General features: G+C 39.9%; 18 protein-coding genes. 17 read left to right on the top strand and 1 reads right to left on the bottom strand.

The features are described 5' to 3' along the window. Positions 1 to 312: 312 nt before the first annotated feature. Positions 313 to 516 carry a hypothetical protein gene (locus A2536_03285; protein ID OGF47343.1) on the bottom strand — a complete coding sequence of 68 codons (204 nt, stop codon included), beginning with the start codon at positions 514 to 516 and terminating at the stop codon, positions 313 to 315. A 111-nt stretch (positions 517 to 627) separates the two neighbouring features. On the opposite strand from A2536_03285, the gene A2536_03280 reads away from it, so the two are divergent. From A2536_03280 to A2536_03200, 17 genes are all read left to right on the top strand, one after another. Beyond that, positions 628 to 2,175, top strand: coding sequence for a type II secretion system protein GspE (locus A2536_03280; GenBank protein OGF47342.1), 1,548 nt, complete (start codon positions 628 to 630; stop codon positions 2,173 to 2,175). Further along, positions 2,159 to 3,265, top strand: a complete 1,107-nt coding sequence (locus A2536_03275) for a hypothetical protein (GenBank protein ID OGF47341.1) — start codon at positions 2,159 to 2,161, stop codon at positions 3,263 to 3,265. The genes A2536_03280 and A2536_03275 overlap by 17 nt, the downstream gene beginning before the upstream one ends. A gap of 180 nt (positions 3,266 to 3,445) precedes the next feature. Continuing rightward, a complete protein-coding gene (locus A2536_03270; GenBank protein ID OGF47340.1) occupies positions 3,446 to 3,883 on the top strand; it encodes a type II secretion system protein GspG in 438 nt (145 codons plus the stop codon). Further along, a complete protein-coding gene (locus A2536_03265) occupies positions 3,852 to 4,394 on the top strand; it encodes a hypothetical protein (GenBank protein OGF47339.1) in 543 nt (180 codons plus the stop codon). Before A2536_03270 ends, A2536_03265 begins: the two co-directional genes overlap by 32 nt. After that, a complete protein-coding gene (locus tag A2536_03260) occupies positions 4,381 to 4,773 on the top strand; it encodes a hypothetical protein (GenBank protein OGF47338.1) in 393 nt (130 codons plus the stop codon). The genes A2536_03265 and A2536_03260 overlap by 14 nt, the downstream gene beginning before the upstream one ends. Then, a complete protein-coding gene (locus A2536_03255; protein ID OGF47337.1) occupies positions 4,770 to 5,477 on the top strand; it encodes a hypothetical protein in 708 nt (235 codons plus the stop codon). Before A2536_03260 ends, A2536_03255 begins: the two co-directional genes overlap by 4 nt. Next, complete coding sequence (locus A2536_03250) at positions 5,467 to 6,309, top strand: hypothetical protein (protein OGF47336.1); 843 nt, start codon at positions 5,467 to 5,469, stop codon at positions 6,307 to 6,309. Before A2536_03255 ends, A2536_03250 begins: the two co-directional genes overlap by 11 nt. Further along, entirely contained in the window at positions 6,309 to 7,616 is a 1,308-nt protein-coding gene (locus tag A2536_03245; protein OGF47335.1) for a hypothetical protein, read from the top strand. The genes A2536_03250 and A2536_03245 overlap by 1 nt, the downstream gene beginning before the upstream one ends. Next, complete coding sequence (locus A2536_03240; GenBank protein ID OGF47334.1) at positions 7,613 to 8,605, top strand: hypothetical protein; 993 nt, start codon at positions 7,613 to 7,615, stop codon at positions 8,603 to 8,605. The genes A2536_03245 and A2536_03240 overlap by 4 nt, the downstream gene beginning before the upstream one ends. A 99-nt stretch (positions 8,606 to 8,704) precedes the next feature. Continuing rightward, positions 8,705 to 10,612 (top strand): hypothetical protein, encoded by a 1,908-nt coding sequence (locus A2536_03235; GenBank protein OGF47333.1) that lies wholly within the window; start codon positions 8,705 to 8,707, stop codon positions 10,610 to 10,612. 53 nt (positions 10,613 to 10,665) lie between these two features. After that, positions 10,666 to 12,141 (top strand): hypothetical protein, encoded by a 1,476-nt coding sequence (locus A2536_03230; GenBank protein ID OGF47332.1) that lies wholly within the window; start codon positions 10,666 to 10,668, stop codon positions 12,139 to 12,141. After that, complete coding sequence (locus A2536_03225) at positions 12,110 to 13,420, top strand: hypothetical protein (GenBank protein ID OGF47331.1); 1,311 nt, start codon at positions 12,110 to 12,112, stop codon at positions 13,418 to 13,420. Before A2536_03230 ends, A2536_03225 begins: the two co-directional genes overlap by 32 nt. Next, positions 13,417 to 14,538, top strand: coding sequence for a hypothetical protein (locus tag A2536_03220; GenBank protein OGF47330.1), 1,122 nt, complete (start codon positions 13,417 to 13,419; stop codon positions 14,536 to 14,538). Before A2536_03225 ends, A2536_03220 begins: the two co-directional genes overlap by 4 nt. Then, the gene (locus tag A2536_03215; protein OGF47329.1) at positions 14,535 to 15,878 is read left to right on the top strand and encodes a hypothetical protein; all 1,344 of its coding nucleotides are present in this window, start codon (positions 14,535 to 14,537) and stop codon (positions 15,876 to 15,878) included. Before A2536_03220 ends, A2536_03215 begins: the two co-directional genes overlap by 4 nt. After that, positions 15,875 to 16,951: a UDP-N-acetylglucosamine 2-epimerase gene (locus tag A2536_03210; protein ID OGF47328.1), complete on the top strand. Its 1,077-nt coding sequence runs from the start codon at positions 15,875 to 15,877 to the stop codon at positions 16,949 to 16,951. The genes A2536_03215 and A2536_03210 overlap by 4 nt, the downstream gene beginning before the upstream one ends. Further along, positions 16,948 to 18,156 (top strand): hypothetical protein, encoded by a 1,209-nt coding sequence (locus A2536_03205; GenBank protein OGF47327.1) that lies wholly within the window; start codon positions 16,948 to 16,950, stop codon positions 18,154 to 18,156. Before A2536_03210 ends, A2536_03205 begins: the two co-directional genes overlap by 4 nt. Continuing rightward, positions 18,153 to 20,141: a hypothetical protein gene (locus A2536_03200; GenBank protein ID OGF47326.1), complete on the top strand. Its 1,989-nt coding sequence runs from the start codon at positions 18,153 to 18,155 to the stop codon at positions 20,139 to 20,141. Before A2536_03205 ends, A2536_03200 begins: the two co-directional genes overlap by 4 nt. Positions 20,142 to 20,157 lie beyond the last annotated feature (16 nt).

Genomic DNA, 20,157 nt, shown 5'->3' with positions numbered 1-20,157 from the left:
AATAGGATATGGCAAATCTAAACGGGCACGAAGTTGGAAACGACGGATACAGCCAAGAAGAGCCTGTAATCACTACGTCACCGTTCTACTCGACTCTATGAAAGAATACGTCGAAGAGTATGACCTCAAAGTGCTGGCTTATTGCCTTATGTCAAACCATGTGCATTTTATAGTCCTCCCAAAAGATAAAGAATCAATTTCAGCGGTTTTTAACAGAGCGCATTTTCGGTATTCGCAGTACAACAATAAGAGGAAGAAGATCGGTAACGTCAAGAATCTTTCGCACTTTCAAACATGAGGTCTCCGCAAGCATTACGCGGCCAACTCCTTTGAGAACTTCAGCAAATCCATGTTCATGTAGCGTTTAAGTCCCCATTTTGTCCCTGCGACATATCTAAGCCGGGCACACACCAACATCAAAGCTGAATTTCCGTCAGGAAATGCTCCGACTACTCTGTCCGTCTCCGTATTTCTCTCATTAGTCTTTCCAGAGTAGATATAGGAAAGCCGCACCATATAACGCAGCGCGGGAATTACCGTTTAAAAGGTGTGGATTTTTGGCTTTACAAAATCAAGCTAAAGGTCTAAAATATCAATGTAATCCTTATTGTTGGAAAATTCGTCTAAATTTTAAGGAGAATTGTATCCTTTGTGAATAAACTTTCAAATCATGAGATAGACTCAAATCTAATTGCCAAATTATCCCTTAAATTAGCAAATAAATTTAAGGCGATTCCAATAAAAGAAGAGAATGGTTCCATTGTTGTCGGTATCTCTGATGCGTTTAATCTTCAGATCTTGGACGAAATAAGCCTGATATTCGGTAAACCGGTTATCCCGTTAGAAATTACGGAAGCTGAAATATTGGGTGCGATAAAAAAGTATTACGGCGTCGGAGCTGATACTGTTGCAAGAATGGTCGAAGAAAACGGGTCTATTTTTGACAGAGCTTCGGGAGTAAAAGATATAGAGGCTATAGATGATACGGCTTTGGCACATGACGCTTCCATAATCCAGTTTGTCAATCAATTGTTTCTTGAAGCTTTAAAAGAAAGAGCTACGGATATTCATCTTGAACCGTACGAGAAAGAACTGAAAGTCAGATTCAGGGTAGACGGTGTCTTAAGGGATGTGCCCATACCCAATGAACTAAAACTCTTCCGGGTTGCCATAGTTTCAAGAATAAAAATTATGGCGGAGATGAATATTGCCGAAAGAAGAATGCCTCAGGACGGACGAATAGAGATAAGAGCAGGCGGAAGGCAGATTGACTGCAGGGTTTCTACTATTCCGACTCTTTACGGAGAGGGTGTGGTTCTCAGGATTTTAGATAAAGCGAATGTTCTGCTTGGGATGGAACAGCTCGGGATGCTGCCGGAGGATCTTAAAATATTTGAGAGTATTATATCCAGGCCGCACGGTATTTTTCTGGTTACAGGTCCTACCGGAAGCGGAAAAACAACTACTTTGTACTCCGCACTTTCAACAATAAACTCTCCTGATAAAAAAATTATTACGATAGAAGAACCTGTTGAATATCATCTGAATGGTATAAATCAGATTCAGGTGAATTCAAAAATAGATCTCACCTTTGCGCTCGGACTTCGTCATATTTTGAGGCACGACCCGGATATTATTATGATAGGTGAAATAAGGGATCTTGAAACCGCTGAGATTGCTATCCGTGCATCTTTAACCGGGCATCTTGTCTTCGCAACTCTTCATACAAATGATGCTGCGGGAGCAATAACCCGGCTTGTGGATATGGGTATTGAGCCTTATCTTGTGGCTTCCTCCGTAATAGGCATACTTGCACAAAGACTTGTACGCGTAATTTGCAAAACGTGTAAAAAGCCTTATTCTCCTGATGAAAAATATCTCAGTGATATAAGATTTGAATATGATAAAAAAGAAAAACTTTATGAAGGCGCGGGCTGTGATGAATGTCTGAATACCGGTTATCTCGGCAGGATGGGGATCTATGAACTGTTGGTAATAAATGACGCGCTTAAAAAGTTAATTATGACAAGGGTCGTTACAAGTGATATTAAGAACAAAGCTATAGCGTTTGGTATGCGGACACTCCGCGAAGACGGCTGGGAAAAAGTAAGGCGCGGATTTACCACTGTTGATGAGGTTATTAAAGTAACACAGGAAGATGAATTTGCTGAATAATATAAAAAATCAAACTAAATCAATTATCAATAAAATAAATTCAATGAATGTAAAGCCCGTGAGCTTGCATGATCTAAGCGCTTTCGTAAGACAACTTTCGACTATGTGCGCTGCAGGGGTTCCTTTATATCAGGCAATAAATACTTTGCATGATGGGCTGGATGAAGCCCAATTAAAACATGTTCTTTTTAGCATAAAGGAAAAGATTAAAAGCGGTACAAACTTTTCGGAGTGTTTGACGGAGTTTCCAAAAGTATTTCCGCCTCTGATGGCCAGTTTGGTTAAAGTCGGGGAAATAACAGGACTCCTTGAAAAAGCTCTGACTAAATATGCGGATTTGCTTGAATGGGAAGAAGAGTTCAAGTCGAAGCTGGTCACCATGATGATTTATCCTGTGATGATGCTGCTTGTCGGAACTACCGTATTAGTTTTTATACTTGCGGTTATACTTCCCAGGTTTGTGGCAATATTTTCTGATTTTAACCAGGCCTTACCCTGGCCTACGCTGATATTGCTGGAAACTAGCAATATCTTTATGAATTACTGGTGGCTTATTTTAATAATAGTTGCTGTTCTGACCGTGTTATTAATGAAATATTATAAAACAAAAGAAGGTAAATCCTTGTTTGATAAAAGTATTCTCAGGATACCTCTTTTGGGGAATGCCATTCATAAATCCCTTCTTTCACGGTTTTCATTTGTGTTGAGTGTGATGGTCGGGAGCGGTGTACCTCTGCTTCAAGCGCTCTCTGTAACGGGAGATACAATTTCCAGTAGTGTGTTATCAGAATACGTTAAAGCAATTGCAAAAAACGTTGAAAGAGGGGACAGTTTATCAAAAGCGCTTAAAGAATATTCTTTCTTTCCCAAACAGGTTGTCCAAATGGTTAATGTGGGTGAGGAGACCGGAAAACTTGAAGATGTGCTGACTAAAATTGCCACATTTTATGAAAGAGAAATGGAGATTATTACAAGACGGGTGGTAATAATTCTGGAACCGATTATTATCCTGGGAATGGCTTTGGTTGTAGGTTTTGTTGCTATTGCAGTACTACTGCCGATATTAAGTTTAAGCACGGTAGTAAAGTAAATTACTAAGATTAAAGCACTAAGCACTAAACGTAAGGAACTTTATAAATATAATGACAATGATTTTGTTTAAGTATTGTTTTATTAATTATTAATAATTGTTTAGAATTTAGAATTTTAATCTTAGTGATTGATTTTATGCTTGTAACATCGGAATCATATTTGAAAAGGAGGAACAGAGATGCGTTTAAAAAGAAACAGGGGTTTCACACTTATCGAGATATTGGCTGTTATGGCTATTATTGGTATTCTTGCGGTAACGTTAGCTCCAAGATTTGTAGGCAGAACTGAAGATGCAAAGGTTGCCGCGGCCAAGGCCGATATTGCGGCCATAGAGGTGGCGCTTGATGCATATGAAGCTGATAACGGTATTTATGTAACTACAGAACAAAGTCTTGATGCTCTTGTGTCAATTACAAATATTCCGCCTGTTCCGGCTAATTGGAAGGGTCCTTATTTAAAAAAAAGAGCAGGCAAAGATTCCTGGGGCAATCCATATATCTATGTGTGCCCCGGAACGTACAATACCGGCTCTTATGATGTATATTCTTTAGGTAAAGACGGACAGGAAGGCGGTGAAGGCTTTAATGCTGATATTACGAACTGGTCGCAAGAGTAAAAAAACCGGGTTCACTTTAATAGAAATTCTTGTAGTGATATCTATTATTATTTCTATTGTCAGCGTGCTTTCTGTTTGGTTAGGGAACTTTTTAGCCTCCCGTGAACTCTATTCTGAAGTTACCAAAATAAGTTCAATATCCTACCTGGCAAAAGAACTTGCGGAAACAACAGGTTCTAATCATAGAATATACATAAACGTTTCAGAAGGTAAATACAGAATAGCTATGTTTAAAGGTGAGAATATTTATGAGCAGCCGGTGCAGGTAAAGGCATATTTTCTAAAGCCCAATATATTTGTCAAAAGTTTTACTACCACAAGAAGTACCCTCTCCTCCTCTTCGGATTCTTTGGAAAACGCTGGTATGGCGGAAGATTATGTCACTTTTTATCCGGATGGCAGTTCGGAATCAGCGCGGTTGGTTTTACAAAATCAAAAGGGCGAGTTATACACTATCTATTATGCAAGTACCACAGGCATGGTAAAGGTATATCCTTATGAACTGCTATAAAAAAACATCCGGATACTTATTGCTTGAAGCTTTGCTTGGAGTCAGTATTATAGGTCTTGTACTGGTTTCCGTGCTTTATGTGTTTTCAGCCTGCTTGTACAGTCTTGAAGAGATAAAAAAGCAGTCAATTGCTGTAACGCTGGCGCAAAAAAAAATAGAAGAGATAAGCGGGTTGGATGAACTGACAAGCGGGCAGGGAGATTTTTCACCGGACTTTCCTGAGTTCAAATATGATATTACCTCAGTCTCTGTAAGAGCAACGAATTATTACATTTTGGCTAATGTTAAACTAAACGTTAATTATGAGGTCAGGAAGAATCCCCGGAACATGGGATTGGAGACAAACCTTCTTCTCCGGAAACAGCGGGTAAACAGATGAAGATGAACCGGAATAAAAATAATGAAGGCTTTACTCTAATTGAGATTGCTATCACTTTTGCAATAATTTCTATAATTATCCTAGTTATTTATAAGGCTTTTAGCGCCGGCTTGACTGTTTATGAAAGGGCCCAAAAAGAAATAGAAGCTATGCAAAGCGCGCGGGCCGTTATAAAGATGCTTACCAGGGATATAAGAGCGATAACGAAAGTAACGCCGGTAGATGAAAGATTACAGAAACCAAGCGGTTCAGCGGATAGAAGTGATTGCAAACTGGTGGGTGATGATTTGACTTTGGATATTATAACGAATTCCAGACCGTTGACTAATTATTGGCCTGAATATTTCCCGAGACGGTCCGGCAGGGCAGGCGTAACGTATTACTCCGCGGCAACAAATGATGTAAATATGCCTGTTTGTTATTTTAGAAAAGTTAAATGGGATTTTGCCGCAGCTCCCTGGACAAATGAAGAAACTGAACAATTGGACGGCATTATAGAAATTAAATTTTCGTATTTTGACGGGGCAAATAAAGAATGGAAAAGCGCCTGGAGTACGGAAAATCCGGGCGGATCGGCGGCAAGAAGTCCCCGCGGGTTATTGCCCCATAGTATTTTGTTTTCCGTAACAGGTCAAAGCATGGGTGTGCATCCCCAAACTGTAATGCTTCAAACTCAGGTAGGGCTGGTGTCTTATGAAAGGTGAACGCGGATACATATCAATAATGGCAATATGGATAGCCGCTATTTTGATCGTAATGGCTTCGGGGTTGGTTTTATTTGTTCAGTTTAATCAAAGAGCGGTCAAAAACTACTCCAACCGTATAAAAGCCTTTTATACGGCAAAAGCAGGTATGAATGAAGTTACTTTTTACATTCATCGTAACGAGAGCAATAGGGAAAAAGTTAACACCGAAGCCGGACTTACAGAGGTCAGTAATACATATCAAAATGTGAAATTCGGCGACGGCTCTTATTCCGCCGTTCTGGAAGATGAAAAAAGCAGGGCGAATTTAAATACTGCCTCGGAGAATTTGATTAAAAGTATTCTGAATTTAATAAAAGTAAATGACAGCGACAGGAAAGCAAGGGCAATCATAAAATGGAGGAGAGAGAACGGATATTTCTTGAATGTTGAAGAGCTCGGGCTTATAAGTGATCTTGATGTAAATGATTGTTTTATTCTGATGCCGTATTTTACCGTATATTCGAATGGTTTGTCCCATACTCTAAATGTTAACACAGCGTCAAAAGTTGTTTTACAGACGTATTTCAATGAGTTTAAAGCGCCCGCAAAAATTACGGATCAGATAATGGCCCGGAGGCCTTTTAAGGGCGCGGAAGTCTGGAGTTTTATTAAAAAAAGAGCACCAAGTCTTTCTGATTCTATGGTAAGATATTTTACGTATAGCGCGCCGCTGCACAGGCTGAAAGTAACTGCGACGGTGGGAAGTTCAACCGTAGTTCTGAATTCAATTGTTGAACAATGGAAAGAAGGGCATGAAACAATTAATGTAAAAGACTGGTGGGAGGAATAGTGTTTAAGAGCGGCAATCCTTCGGTTTTACAGATAGACGGGGATACAGTACGGGTACTGACTGTTAAAAAGAATAAAGCTGATTTTTCTATGGTGAAAGCCTTCGAGATAAAATTGGGAAATATCAGTGAACTCCCTCTTAAGCTGGAGAAAAAAAGTGTTTCCTTGTTGTTCCCGCGGGAACTTTCTGTTATGAGAACCCTTGAAATATCTGATGAAAAAAAAGAAAGTATTCCGGCCGCTATTGCTTCGGAGATTGAAGATGGTCTGCCTTTTGCAAAAGAAACGGTATCCTGGGATTCGGTGGTAACCGGTAAAATAAAGAATAAAAATAGTCTATTGTTTGCGGCTACTTCTTCCGGCAGTATAAATGAATATGCGAAAAAACTGTTAAACTCAGGTTTCTCTTTGGAAACAATAATCCCTTCTTCGATTGCTTTGTATGAAGCATTCCGTATAAGTAAATCCTATACAAAAGAACCTGTCTTAATATTGGCGCAAGGAAATGACAGGGTTGATATAATTGTAATTGAAAATGACGTAATAATTGCCAGCCGGGGATTCAAAACAAAGGAAATAGGCGCGGAAATAATTGATAACCTAAAACAAACGCTTGATTCAGTGGAACGCGGCAATACACCGGTTAAAAAAATAATTATAAGCTCCGGCTCCGGAAAACAAGCAGAATTAATGGAAAGTGTTAAAAAAATATCAGGTGTAATCATTGAAGAACTTAAACTTCCTGACGCATTAATGAGTGAAATTAAGAGCAAGGGAGCTTCAGGAAGCGGCTGGGAGCTTCTTATTGGAATGGCTTTAATGGTAACGGGCTTTTCCAAGCTTAGCCTTGACCTGAGCAAAAATACCTTGCAGAAAACGGAAAAATTGACTGCTATAAGATTCGCAAAAAGAGTTTCCTACGGAGTTGTTTCCTCAATGCTTCTGCTTTCTTTGTCTTTAAATCTTGTAAACGGATGTAAAAGAAAAGAAGTAGACGGCTTGAGGACCGAATTGTCGACCTTAAGTGTTTTATCGGGAAAGCAGTGGAGTCAAACGATTCAGGTTATATTTAAGGCAGTTCCCGGCAGACTTATCTTGTCTGAATTTAATATTGATAGTAAGGGAGATATATTTCTAAGAGGAAATGCGGAAACGAGAAAAGAAATTACGGTATTCCTGGACACTTTGAATAAATTGCGCGGTTTTAAAGCCGAACTGGGCTATGCGAATGATATTCAAGCGGGTAATAAACAAATGGTTCAGTTTCAAATGAAGATCCAGCAGAAATATAATCCGGTGAAAAGATGAAAGAAAATATAATAATTCCGTTTACGCTTGTTGGCGCCCTGATTATTGGTATTTATTTCGGACTCTTGGAACCTTCGATCAATGAATGGATGGCTTTAGGCGCGCAAAAAAAAGAGACTACATTAAAGTTGATAGATCTAAGAAAAAATTATAATCCGGAAACAAACAGTCAAGCTAAAAACACAAACAGCAGAAATACTACATATTTGCTCGATTACCTGGATGCCTTGATTTTAAAGAGTGATATTAATAAACTGACGGGTTATCAACCTGTGAGTGTTCAGGGCGCGAAGGGTGTTCCTTCCTATCAAATAAGATTTTCTGCGAATGCAAATGCTCTGCTTAAATTCATGTATCTTTCCGAGGAAACAGTCCCGCGCCTTGCAGTCAACAGCTGCCGGGCAAGTTCGATCGCGGGAGGTTCTTATTCCGGGATGAGGCGGCTTGAATGCCAGTTGACCGTTTCGTTGATTTCAAAAGGTAATGAAACTAAAATAAACATTGCGGACCTCAGCGGGTTTAAAGCTATCAATAGGGATCCATTCGCGGATGTATTAAAAGCAGAGCCAAGACAAGAGAAGATGAAAGAATTAGATGTTCCGGACGTACCAGGATGGACATTGACCGCGGTAATGAGTGAGGGAGCTGTCGATACTCTTTTGTTCAAAAAAGAAAATGGCGGGGAAAAATACGCTGTTAATTTGAAAAAATCAGGAAATATTTCTCTTACCTGGATAAAAGATCAGGTCGAGTTAAGATCCAAAGAAGCGAAGATACTCTGGTCTATGGGTGAAACCAAAGCGGAAGATACGTTACCTAAAGAACTTGTAGAGAGTATTAAAAGCGGGGATAAAGGTCAGAGTGTTTCTGATAAATCCCCTGAAGTCAAGGGGATCGTATCTCCTGAGGAAGAACTCAATAAAATAGGTTCCGGGGAATCACCTTTGGACCAAATCAGAAATATGAGAAGAATGCCAAGAAGAAGATAAAGCAGTAGTTGCTCGATTTCCGCTAAGTAAAACTTTACGGACTTTTGGATGTTTTTAATGTCATCTGTCTGTGAAAGTGCTGTTAAATAAGGGGGAGTTATGATGAAACGAAATTTTGCCTGGTTATTTGTTGCCCTGTTTTTTACGTCTTGTGCGGCAAATAAGGATATAATAAGATCAATTCCGGAAGATGCCCGGAGTAAAGTGACGGTCTCAACAGAACTTGTCAGTATGGTGCCTCCGGTAACGAAGGAACACTCTATGGAAACAACGCTTATGTCGGGTGCTCCGGTGATAATACCTAATGTGCCTTACAAAAAGTATTCCGCGCTTTCCGGTATTGATTGGAATAAACAGGTTCAGTTCTCCTTTAAAGATGAAGATATCGTTAAACTCTTTGATTTTCTTACAAAAGCAAGCGGACTTACTATAGTGAATGTTGGCGCAGAAGTAGCCGCGGATTTACAGACAGATCCGCAAACTCAATCGGCCAGAGCTCAAGCTCAACCATATTACGGCGGACAGGCCCAGCAGGAAAAAAGAAGTACCTCGAAAAAGATCGGACCGGCTTCCGGAAATGTTACTGTTTACAGCAAAGGCTCTATCACTCTGGAACAAGCTTTTAAGATACTTGATTCTGTACTTATGGGAAAAGGTTATTGTTCTCTTTTTGTCGGGGATGTTTTAAAGATAGTTCCGATAGACGGTATAAGGCAATTGAATATACCGGTGGTAGTAAATAATGATCCCGAACTGGCTACGGACGGAGACGAGGTGGTTTCTCAGATAATATTTCTAAAGAACCTTACGGCGACAAAACTCAGAAGCGACTTGGCAGCTCTAATTCCGAGCTGGGGTCTGGTTATGAGCAATGAAGCCGCAAATTCAATAATTGTTATAAATAGTCTGTCGAATATAAAGAGTTTACTTAAGATAATTGATAACCTTGAAAAGGCTTCAATAAGAGCAACAGGCGTTTCTGTTTTTCGGCTTAAATATGCTGATTCAAAAACATTAAGTGATGTTTTAAATTCGGTTTTCCTCGGAGTCACTCCCACGACAGCACAGCAACAGCAGTCGCAGAGGCAGCAGGTATACGGTAACAGGGGTATTCCGGCGCCGGATGAGGAAAATATTACTATAGTTGCAGAAACAAAAAGCAATTCTGTCGTAGCAGTTGCCGCCCCTCAAACCCTGGCTTTGATCAAAAGCACTATTGAACAACTTGATCAGATGCAGCGTCAGGTGCTCGTTGAGGTTCTGGTCGTTGATGTGACCCTTAATTCTGAGTTTCAGCTGGGAGTGGAATTCAATATAGATTCTGCGCCTCTTGATTTTGGCGGAAGAAGACTGGATAATTCTTCAGGAGTATTAAATTCTAATCTCGGTCTTGCCGGTAAAACACCGACCTTTAATTACACCTTACTGCAGGGTAATACAAAGCTATTCTTACATAATTTGATGTCGCAGACCAAGGTGGATGTCAAAGCCGCGCCAAGGATACTCACGCTTGATAATCAAAAAGCTGTCGTAAATGTCGGACAACAGGTCCCGAACCTGACCGGAAGCCAGACGACCTCCAGCGGGCAGGTTATATATACTTATAACTATAATACAGTCGGCACGATCCTAACCGTAACGCCGCATATCAATTCGGATGATTTTATCACTATGGATATTTCCCAGGTTGTGAGCAAAATAACACAGACAACTTTTTTCGGCGCTCCGGTGGTGGATAACAGGCAAGCCTCTACCTCTGTCAGGGTAAAGGACGGAGAGACCATGATACTCGGCGGTATTATTACAGAATCCGTTTCCACTACCGAGAACAAAATACCAATTCTTGGGGATATTCCCTTACTCGGTCTTTTATTCAAATATCAGGATCAAATTAAAGAAAAGACCGAACTGATGCTTTTCCTTACCCCGCATATAATAGATAACTCAAAAGAAGCCGACAATGCTGTAAAACGAATGAATAAGAAGTTAGAGAATATAAAAGAATAGATTGGGCCAAAGGTCTTCTCTTCTGAGGGACTCTTTTTGTCGGGAGTTCTTAATTGAAAAAAAACGGCCTATCTGATATAATAACTTCCATAATGAGAGTAAAGATACTCAAAAATCTTGCATATTTAATGGTATTTTTTATTACTTTACTGCCTCTTCCCTGGAGCAGTTACCGTCTTAAAACAGTAAGCTGGCCCGATCTTTTCGTTTTTGCTGTTATTTTGGTGGAAATATACTTTTATATACGCAGCTATAAAAAGAAAACATTTAAGATAAAGGATCTTTTGCTTGTTGTTCCTCTTATCTCTATTATTATGGCGTTTTATTCATTTGTGATGATTTTTACCGGCTCACCTGACATATCGTTTCATTCTAAAACATTTTTGTTCTTTAATATTTCCACTTATTTTCTGCTGGCAGGTACGGTCTCCTACTTCTTATGGAAACAGCTGGGACGGCTAAAGCAGAATAAAAAACAGGTTGTTGCTTTTTTTGAGTTTCCGGTATTTCTTTTTATTATTGCCTGCTTGCTTTCCTTTGTGAATGCCGGGGATCCGGAAAGAAGCATTTTCATGTTCAAATCTATTCTTACCGGGATAATAATATTATATTTTATAAAGGAATTGTTTATGGAAGACAAGAATACATTAAAAGGCCTGGGTTATTCTTATGTTTGCGGCGCTTCTATAACTGCACTTCTGGGTTTCTTCCAATACTTTACCGGTACTCCAATGGGTTTTATAGGCAATCCGGGTATACATAATTTTATCGGGCAGAATAACGAGGTTTATACCCGCCTGGTTTCTACAATGCAGCATCCAAATCTGCTTGCCGCCGCGCTTTTACCGGCGGTTTTTATTAATCCGGCTCTATGGATATCTTTGAAAAAAAAGACTGCCTGGTTGACCGGATATCATCTGATTTCTTTTTTGGTCCTTGTTTTTGCTGTTATTCTAACCTATTCGCGTGCCGTCTGGCTCGGACTATTAATTGGTTTTATAGGGCTTTTAATAATAGTTGCATGGAATAATAAGAAGATAATCATGGTTTCTGCAGTGGTGATCACGGCTCTTTTTTTATTGTTTCACGTCCAGATTTTGGAGCGGCTTAAAGGAACTACAGAAAATGATGTAAATGTAGTATCGAGAATAGAGGCTTGGAAGAGTGCGATCTTAATGTTTAAAGATTATCCTTTGACAGGAATAGGTCTTAATAACTACTATACTACCTATGAAAAGTATAAAACCCCTGCCGCACCGTTTATTATGGAAGACGCGCATAATACTTTTTTAAATACCGCTGCCGAACTGGGACTTTTTGGCATTGCGGCTTTTCTCTGGCTCTTGGTTGTTTTTTTTAGAAAGTTTTTTTCTCCCGGAAAAGAGGTTAAAGTGCTCCTTGTCGGTCTTCTGGCGCTTCTGATTGCCGGTTGTTTTGAAAATCTATGGTTTGATCCGAGAGTTATAGCTGTCTTCTGGATCTTCCTGGCATTTATATATGGAACAGAAAAAGTTTATAGCAAGAAATAGCGTTGCGATATTCGCAACGAGGATAGCCGCGGCCGGCATTAATCTTCTTACCGGAATTATTCTGGCTCGTGAACTCGGACCGATCGGAAGGGGGGAGTATGCGCTTATAATCCTTCTGCCGGGTCTTCTTTCTCTGGCCTCTGACCTGGGTATCGGGAGCGCTAATATATTTTTTGTAGGTAAGAAGAAGTACTCCTACTCTGAGATTTTTTCCGGCTCGATAGTTATGGCTTTCTGTCTCAGTATTATTGCCATTATTATCTCGTGGATGGTTATGGATACCTTACACCCTCTTTTCTTTAAAAATATTCCCGTTAAGGTCTTAAGGCTTGTATGCTTGATAACACCGTTTATGCTGGTAAACGGCTATACCACTAACATTCTTGTAGGGATGCTCAAGATAAAATATGTTAATCTTAACAGCATGCTTCAGGCTGTACTGATGCTGTCTCTTTCCTATTTTCTTCTGGTTGTGTTGAAGACCGGTGTTTATGGTGCTGTCGCTGTATGGGGTGTAACTCAGTTTATCCTGATGGTCGTTACGGTCATGATTTTTCTCCATTTTGAACCAAAAGGTTTCAGTTTTTCTTTTAAAAGGGAGATGATCAAGGATACGGTATCTTTCGGGGTTAAAGGGTATTTATCTAACTTGGCGAGCTTTTTTAATTACAGGATAGATATGTTTCTCGTAAGTTTCTTTTTAAGTGCTGCTGCAGTCGGTCATTATGCGGTATCTGTCGCCATTGCGGAGATGGTCTGGTATATTCCTAACTCCATGGCTACCGTGTTTTATCCGGTTGTGACAAAGTCCGGCAAAAAGGACGCCGGGAAAATAACCGGTGTGGTTACAAGGCAGATGCTGCTTATTACGGCTCTTGTATGTCTATTTATACTGTTTACAGGTAAATACATCATACTGACTTTTTTTGGGAAAGACTTTGCATCTTCGGTGTGGCCTTTCATTCTTTTGCTTCCGGGTATTCTTTCGATAAGTCTAGCCAAGATACTTTCCGGATATTTTTGCGGTATAGGTAAACCGGAGATCCCTATGGCGGCTTCTGTGATAAGTTTTGTTTCAAATGTTACTATTAATTTATTTTTGATCCCAAAATACGGGATAGCAGGCGCGGCGTTGACTTCGGCTGTATCATATACTCTTGAAGCAATTATCTTGCTCTTTTACTATACCCGTATTTCAGGATTAAGCGCCGTTTATGCCGTAATACCCAAACTTTCTGATCTGGCGTATTACAGAGATCTCAGGATATTCAAAAAATGAAGATATGCATACTTGGCAATACAGAGAGCGTTCATAATAGGAAATGGTGCTGTCATCTGGCAAAAATGGGACATGAAGTATATCTTATTTCATTGCATAAAAGCGTCGCTATTTCCGGGGTTAAAGTTATTTCGTTTTATTCACCCTTGAGCCGTTTTCTTGATATTGCTTTTTATCTGAATAAACGTAAGATTGAAAAATTGGTAAAAAAGATAGCGCCTGATGTTCTTCATGGACAGTATCTTTCTGATTATGGGTATTACGCTTCCGCTTTGAATTATAACCCGTTCGTGGCATCGGGCTGGGGTTCTGATATTTTGATTTATCCGGACATAAAACGAAAATATTTTGACCGGATTCGCTTGGTGCTTGAAAAAGCGGATTGTGTAACTGTTGAAGCGAATTACCTGGCGGATCATTTAAGGAGGAGATTCAAAGTGCCGGGTAAAAAAATTGCCGTTTTTCCCTGGGGGATCAGAAATGATATCTTTAATAGAAAAAGTAAGAAACGTGAAGTTGCGGCGTTATTTAAGAAATACAGGATAAAACAAGGGAGTCGTGTGATATTTAGTCCGAGAAGTATCTCCTTAATATACGGCATTTATGTTATATTGGGCGCTATTCCTGTGGTCCTCTCAAAATTTCCAAAAGTGATGTTTGTCTTTGCCCGGGGCTACTCTGAAGATAACTATTTAAATTCTATCAAGGCTTTTATAAAGAGGGACAGATTAGAAAAACATATAAGGATTCTTGACAAACTTGTTACTTCGAAAGAAATGGCTGCCTGGTTTTCTGTATCCGAGGCTTTTGTTTCTGCTCCTTATTCCGATGCCATTTCCGTTTCTGTGCTTGAAGGCATGGCTTCAGGTTGTATCCCTGTGCTCACCGATATTGCAGCTAACAGGGAGTTGGTGCGAGACGGGGTAAACGGATTTATCTTTAAACAGAAAGATCCGGATTCTTTGACCCGGAAGCTCCTGAAGGTTTTGACTCTTAAAAAAAAGAGGGAAGAAGTTATTAAAAATAGAAATGCGTCCCTTATTGCCAATAAATATACTTTAAAAAGGTCGCTGGATAATCTTGAAAAAGTTTACAAGAAAGTTGCGGGGCTAAGATGAAAAAGGCGTTAATAATTGCGTATTTTTTCCCGCCCATGGGAGGCGGAGGAGTACAGCGGACTGCAAAGTTCGTGAAATATCTGACCGGAGCCGGTATCGAACCGGTTGTTCTTACCGTTACTCCGCGGACTTATTCCATAAATGACGATTCCCTGATGAACGATATTCCGGAAAATGTCAGGGTGTACCGGACGTTCTCGCTCGAACCGTCCGGACAGACTAAAAAGTTCCGTGCGGAATATAGCGTATCCGGCAAGGCCGGTATCTTAAAACGGGTACTGGCGTTTCTTCTGGATGGATTCAGTAAATTGTTTCTGATCCCCGATGCTCAGATTGGATGGCTCCCTTTTTCCCTCATTAAAGGTCTGTCCGTTATAAAAAAAGAAAATATAGATGTGATTTATGCAACTGGGAATCCTTTTTCAGCGTTTTTAACCGCAAGATTGCTCGGCAAGCTGTCCGGAATACCGTTTGTTGTTGATTTTCGTGATCCCTGGACTTTGAATAATGCCCGTGTCTGGCCTAATCCCTTAAGAAAATATCTGGAAAAGAGGATGGAAAGTAAAGTCGTACACGCTGCGGCCGGGGTTATTTGTGTTTCTGACGGAATGACTGAAGATATGCTTAAGGCTTATCCGAATGAATTACCGAAGAAATTTGTAACGCTTACAAACGGATATGATAGCGCGGAATTTGAGGCTATAGCCGGCAAACTCACAAAAAAGAAAGACGGAAAATTTACATTGATTTTTACCGGCACCATTCTTGATTACAGCGACGGTAATGCACCCGGAGCATTTTTTGAAGCGTTTTCACAACTTATAAAAGAAGATAGCGGTTTTGCCTCTGATACCTGTGCTGTTTTTGCCGGAAAACTGAGAAAAAGTGATTTTGAAGCTATAGAAAAGTTAGGACTCAAAGTGCATGTTAAGGTGAAGGGCTATGTGCCTCATGCTGAAAGCGTGGGACTTATCCTTTCTTCCGATGTGCTTCTTTTTTTTCTTGGCAATACAAAGATTAACAGGTATGTTCTTACCGGAAAAGTATTTGAATACCTGGGGAGCCGTAAGCCAATCCTTGCAATAGCGTCTGAAGGACCTGCCGCTGCGCTTATCGCAAAAACCAATGCGGGCTTTATTTCCGGACCGGAAGATATACAGGGCTTGAAAAATAATATTCTAAAGCTTTACAATAGCCATAAAAACGGCAATCTTTCTTCTTTCCCTTATAACTTGGAGGAAATATCGCGTTACGATAGGAAAAACCTTGCGGATGTACTGGCGGGATTGTTTATGGACATAATTAATGAGAAACAAATGCCGGGAGGTGCAAAAAAATGAAGATAGTCTCGATAGTCGGGGCCCGACCGCAGTTTGTGAAGGCGGCGGTGGTCTCAAGGGCGTTAAAAAAAGCGGGGATAAAAGAACTTTTGGTTCATACCGGACAGCATTATGACTATAAGATGTCAGATATATTCTTTAAAGAACTGGGTATCCCGAAACCCCTGCACCTCTCTATAGGTTCCGGCAAACACGGGGAAAAGACAGGAGAGATGCTTGAAAAAATAGAAAAGGTGCTGGAAAAACAGGAACCGGATTACTGTCTGGTTTACGGAGATACGAATTCTACTCTTGCAGGCGCTCTGGCCGCAGCAAAGCTGAATATAAAAATAGCACATGTTGAGGCGGGATTGCGCAGTTTTAATATGAATATGCCCGAAGAAGTGAATAGAAAGTTGACTGACCATATTTCATCGCTTTTGTTCTGTCCGACGAAAACTGCAGTCATAAATCTGAAGAATGAGGGGATAAAAAAAGGCATATTTGTTACCGGGGATGTTATGGAGGATTCCCTTAATCTTTTTCTTAAGATTGCAGAGAAGAAACAGAAAGTCTTTAACCTTCTGAAGTTTAAACATAAAGAATATTTTCTGGTTACGGTGCATAGGGCGGAGAACACCGGTGATCCGGTCAGGCTAAAGAGTATTTTTGATGCTATTATTAAATATAAAGGTCCGGAGATATTTGTTATACCGCTGCACCCTCGAACTAAAAAGTATCTGATAGCTTATGGTCTTTATCGCTGGTTGATAAATAAAAGTAATTTGGCGTTTGTAGATCCTGTAGGCTATCTTGATAATCTGATACTTATGAAGAATGCGAAAAAGATACTGACCGATTCGGGCGGTATGCAAAAGGAAGCCTATATGTTGAAAGTTCCCTGTATTACCATGCGGGATGAGACTGAATGGGTGGAAACAGTTAAAGCCGGATGGAACATTATTGTCGGCACGGATAAAAAGAAAATAGCAGGGGCATTAAAAGCTGAGAATAAAAATAAAACGCATCCTTCTTGTTATGGCGGCGGGCATGCTTCGGAACATATTGTAAAATTATTAAAGAGGTACTCTTGAAATTAGTATTTCTTACTCAATATTTTCCGCCGGAAATTGGTGCCCCTCAAGCGAGGCTCTTTGAATTAGCCCGGGGGCTTAAAAACAAAGGGCATGAAGTGACGATAGTTACTGCTTTTCCAAATTACCCGGGGGGTAAAATACTTTTTAATTATAAGCTTGGGCTTTTTATGGAAGAGGAGATGGAAGGATTGAAAGTTCTGCGTACCTGGATTTATCCGTCGCACAGTAAAAGCTTTCTCAAGCGTCTTGCCAATTATTTCTCGTTTGTCTTCTCTTCAATGTTCTGCGGGATATTCAAACTCGGGAAGGTTGATCTTTTTATCTGCGAGACGCCGCCGCTCTTTTTGGGAATCTCTGCTTATGTTCTTTCCCGTCTAAAAGGAGCAGGAATGTACCTTTATGTTTCGGATCTCTGGCCGGCTTCAGCCGTTGATCTCGGGATGCTTAAGAACAAAATACTTATCCGGATGTCTAAGCGGCTTGAATACTTCCTCTATCGAAAATCAAAAAAAGTAATCGTAGTGACTGCGGGAATAAAAAAAATACTGGATACTGATGATACTTTAAAAGATAAGGTATTTGTAGTTACGAACGGGGTTGATGCGGAGCTGTTCAAGTCTTCTGACAAAACAAAAGCGCGGGAGTTCGCCGGTTTGCCCCGGGAAAAGTTCGTTATTATGTACTCCGGAAATCACGGGATAGCCCAGAATCTTTTCACTGTATTAAAATGTGCAAAAAGAACGATTAGTAATCCGGACTTATTATATGTCTTTGCCGGTGACGGAGTAGAAAAACCCTTATTGATGGAAATAAAAGAAAAGGAAGGGCTCTCCAATGTTGTATTCCTTAAAAGTTTTCCCAAGAATGAAATGCCTCTTGTTCTTTCCTCTGCAGATGCTGCGGTAATACCGCTTAAAAATATTAAGCTCTTCGAGAAAGCCCTGCCTTCAAAGATGTTTGAAATGATGTCAATGGGGATCCCTGTGATCATGGGGGTTAAGGGAGAAGCTGCAGAAGTGATTAAAACTGCGGTTTGCGGTATAAATATACCTCCGGAAGATGAAAATAGCATGGAAAAAGCGGTTTTTGAACTATATAATAGTATAGAATTACGTGAACGGCTGGGAAGAAACGGAAGGGAATATGTTAAGGTACATTTTTCCCGGGAAAAAATAATAAATATATTTGAGAGGTTACTATGATAGATCAGGTAATGAATAAGGAATTGAATTATTCCGGTCTTGAGCCCCGGAAATTTGTCTTTAAGCCTCATTTGATGTACTATCTGGTATTTATCGGAATAGCAATTCTTTACATGCTGACCCTGGCAACTACGATAACGGCGACAGGTGACAGCAGTGAGATGGTGGTTTCACCTTATGTGCTTGGGGTTGCTCATCCGCCGGGTTATCCGCTTTATACCATGCTGGGAAATTTGTTTACTTATATTCCCTTGTTTAATATTGCGTACAGAGTTAATATTTTCTCAATGTTGTTCTCCTTGCTGTCGTTTGTATTATGTTTTGAAATTCTAAAAAAACTGATAAAAAATGATTTAGTTTCAATTGTTACAGTATCTTTTTTTGCTGTTACCAAACTTATTTGGGAGTACTCTATTGTAGCTGAGGTTTTTGCTCTGAATAATTTCTTTGTGTTCCTTCTTTTCTTTATATTGATAAAGTGGGAAGAGACGGCAAATAACAAAATTCTCTATCTTTTCTTTTTTATACTGGGGCTTAGTTTAACGCATCATCAGACTGTATTATTTTTGATTCCGGCTTTCGCTCTGTTTCTGTATCAGAATAGTGTTAAACTCAGAGGTTTTAACTGGTTTATTGCTTCAATTCTTTTTGTTGCCGGTCTTTTACCGTATTTATTTTTATTTATTGCCGCTTCAAGAAGACCTCCTCTAAACTGGGATGATCCTGTGACTATTGAAAAATTCATTCACATGGTCAGAAGAGGGGATTACCCTAAACCGACAATCAATTTTTCGCATTTTCAAGATATGAAATATGGCCAGTATTCTTTGTATCTGGCCTCAGCTCTGAGGAATCTTACGCCTGTGGGAATTTTACTCGGGATTACCGGTATCTTTACGGGTTTAAAATATATCAGAAAATATTATTGGATGTTTCTCGTTGCCTATATTTCCACCAGCGGAATATTTATATCTTTTATGGGTTATACCCAGGATCATGTTGTTATAAATGTTATCCAGCGTTTGTATATATTTTCGTTTTTAGTATTCGCGGTTTTCGTTGCGGCAGGTATAGTGTGGATCGGAGAAAAAATAAAAGCAAATAAGAATATAGCGGTATTTATATGTATCCCTCTGGTTTTTGTGCTTGCAGGATTTAACTACTCAAAAGTTAACAAATCGGATAATCACTTATTATATAATTTTACCGGTAATATGCTAAAGAGCTATCCGCCCGGGGCAATACTTATTGTAAGCGGTGATACACTTTCGATGGGGATAGATTACCATCAGATGGTGGAAAAACACAGGCAGGACGTTATTGTCATTGATCAGGAAAAGATGACGTATCCATGGTATTGCGAGCAAAAACGTGAACAGGAAAAGACCCTGGATATACCTTTTAAAATGTATGACGGAGGGGCTAATCCCATTTCGGCTTTTGTAGCAGCAAACTATGACCATCATAAAATATATGTAACAGGTCCGAGAGATCAGAGTTTGGATAAGGAATATATAATGATCGGGCAGGGACTCCTCCGCGTTTTGATTAAAATTCCGGGTAATGTAGATCCCAATAAGCTGCCGGCCGGTGTAATTCGGATAGAGGAGAAGAAGGCGGAGAACGATATCATATGGAAAAATTTTGAATTAAAAGATGCTGTTATCGGAAGATATGAGCCGAATTCCTTTGAGGCGGAAATTGTTACAATATATTCAAAGGCCAGATTTAATCAGGGGTGGGCTTATGATTTTAACCGCAGGTATGATTGGGCGCTTCATGAGTATGAAGAAGCTGTCAAAATTGACCCGGCATTTGCGTCTCCCTATAAAAATCTGGGTATAGTTTATAATGGAGCTCTCGGAAGAAAAGATAAGGCCGTAGAGTACTGGGAGAAATATTTATTAATGGTTCCCTCTGACCCGGAGTCCAAATATCTTGAGGAAGAAGTCAGAAAATATAGAGCCGGTGTGGTTGCCCGGTGAGAGAAGGCGGATTAAA

Source organism: Candidatus Firestonebacteria bacterium RIFOXYD2_FULL_39_29 (assembly GCA_001778375.1).
Lineage (GTDB): Bacteria > Oederibacteriota > D2-FULL-39-29 > D2-FULL-39-29 > D2-FULL-39-29 > D2-FULL-39-29.
This window is presented reverse-complemented; position numbering and strand designations above follow the sequence as displayed.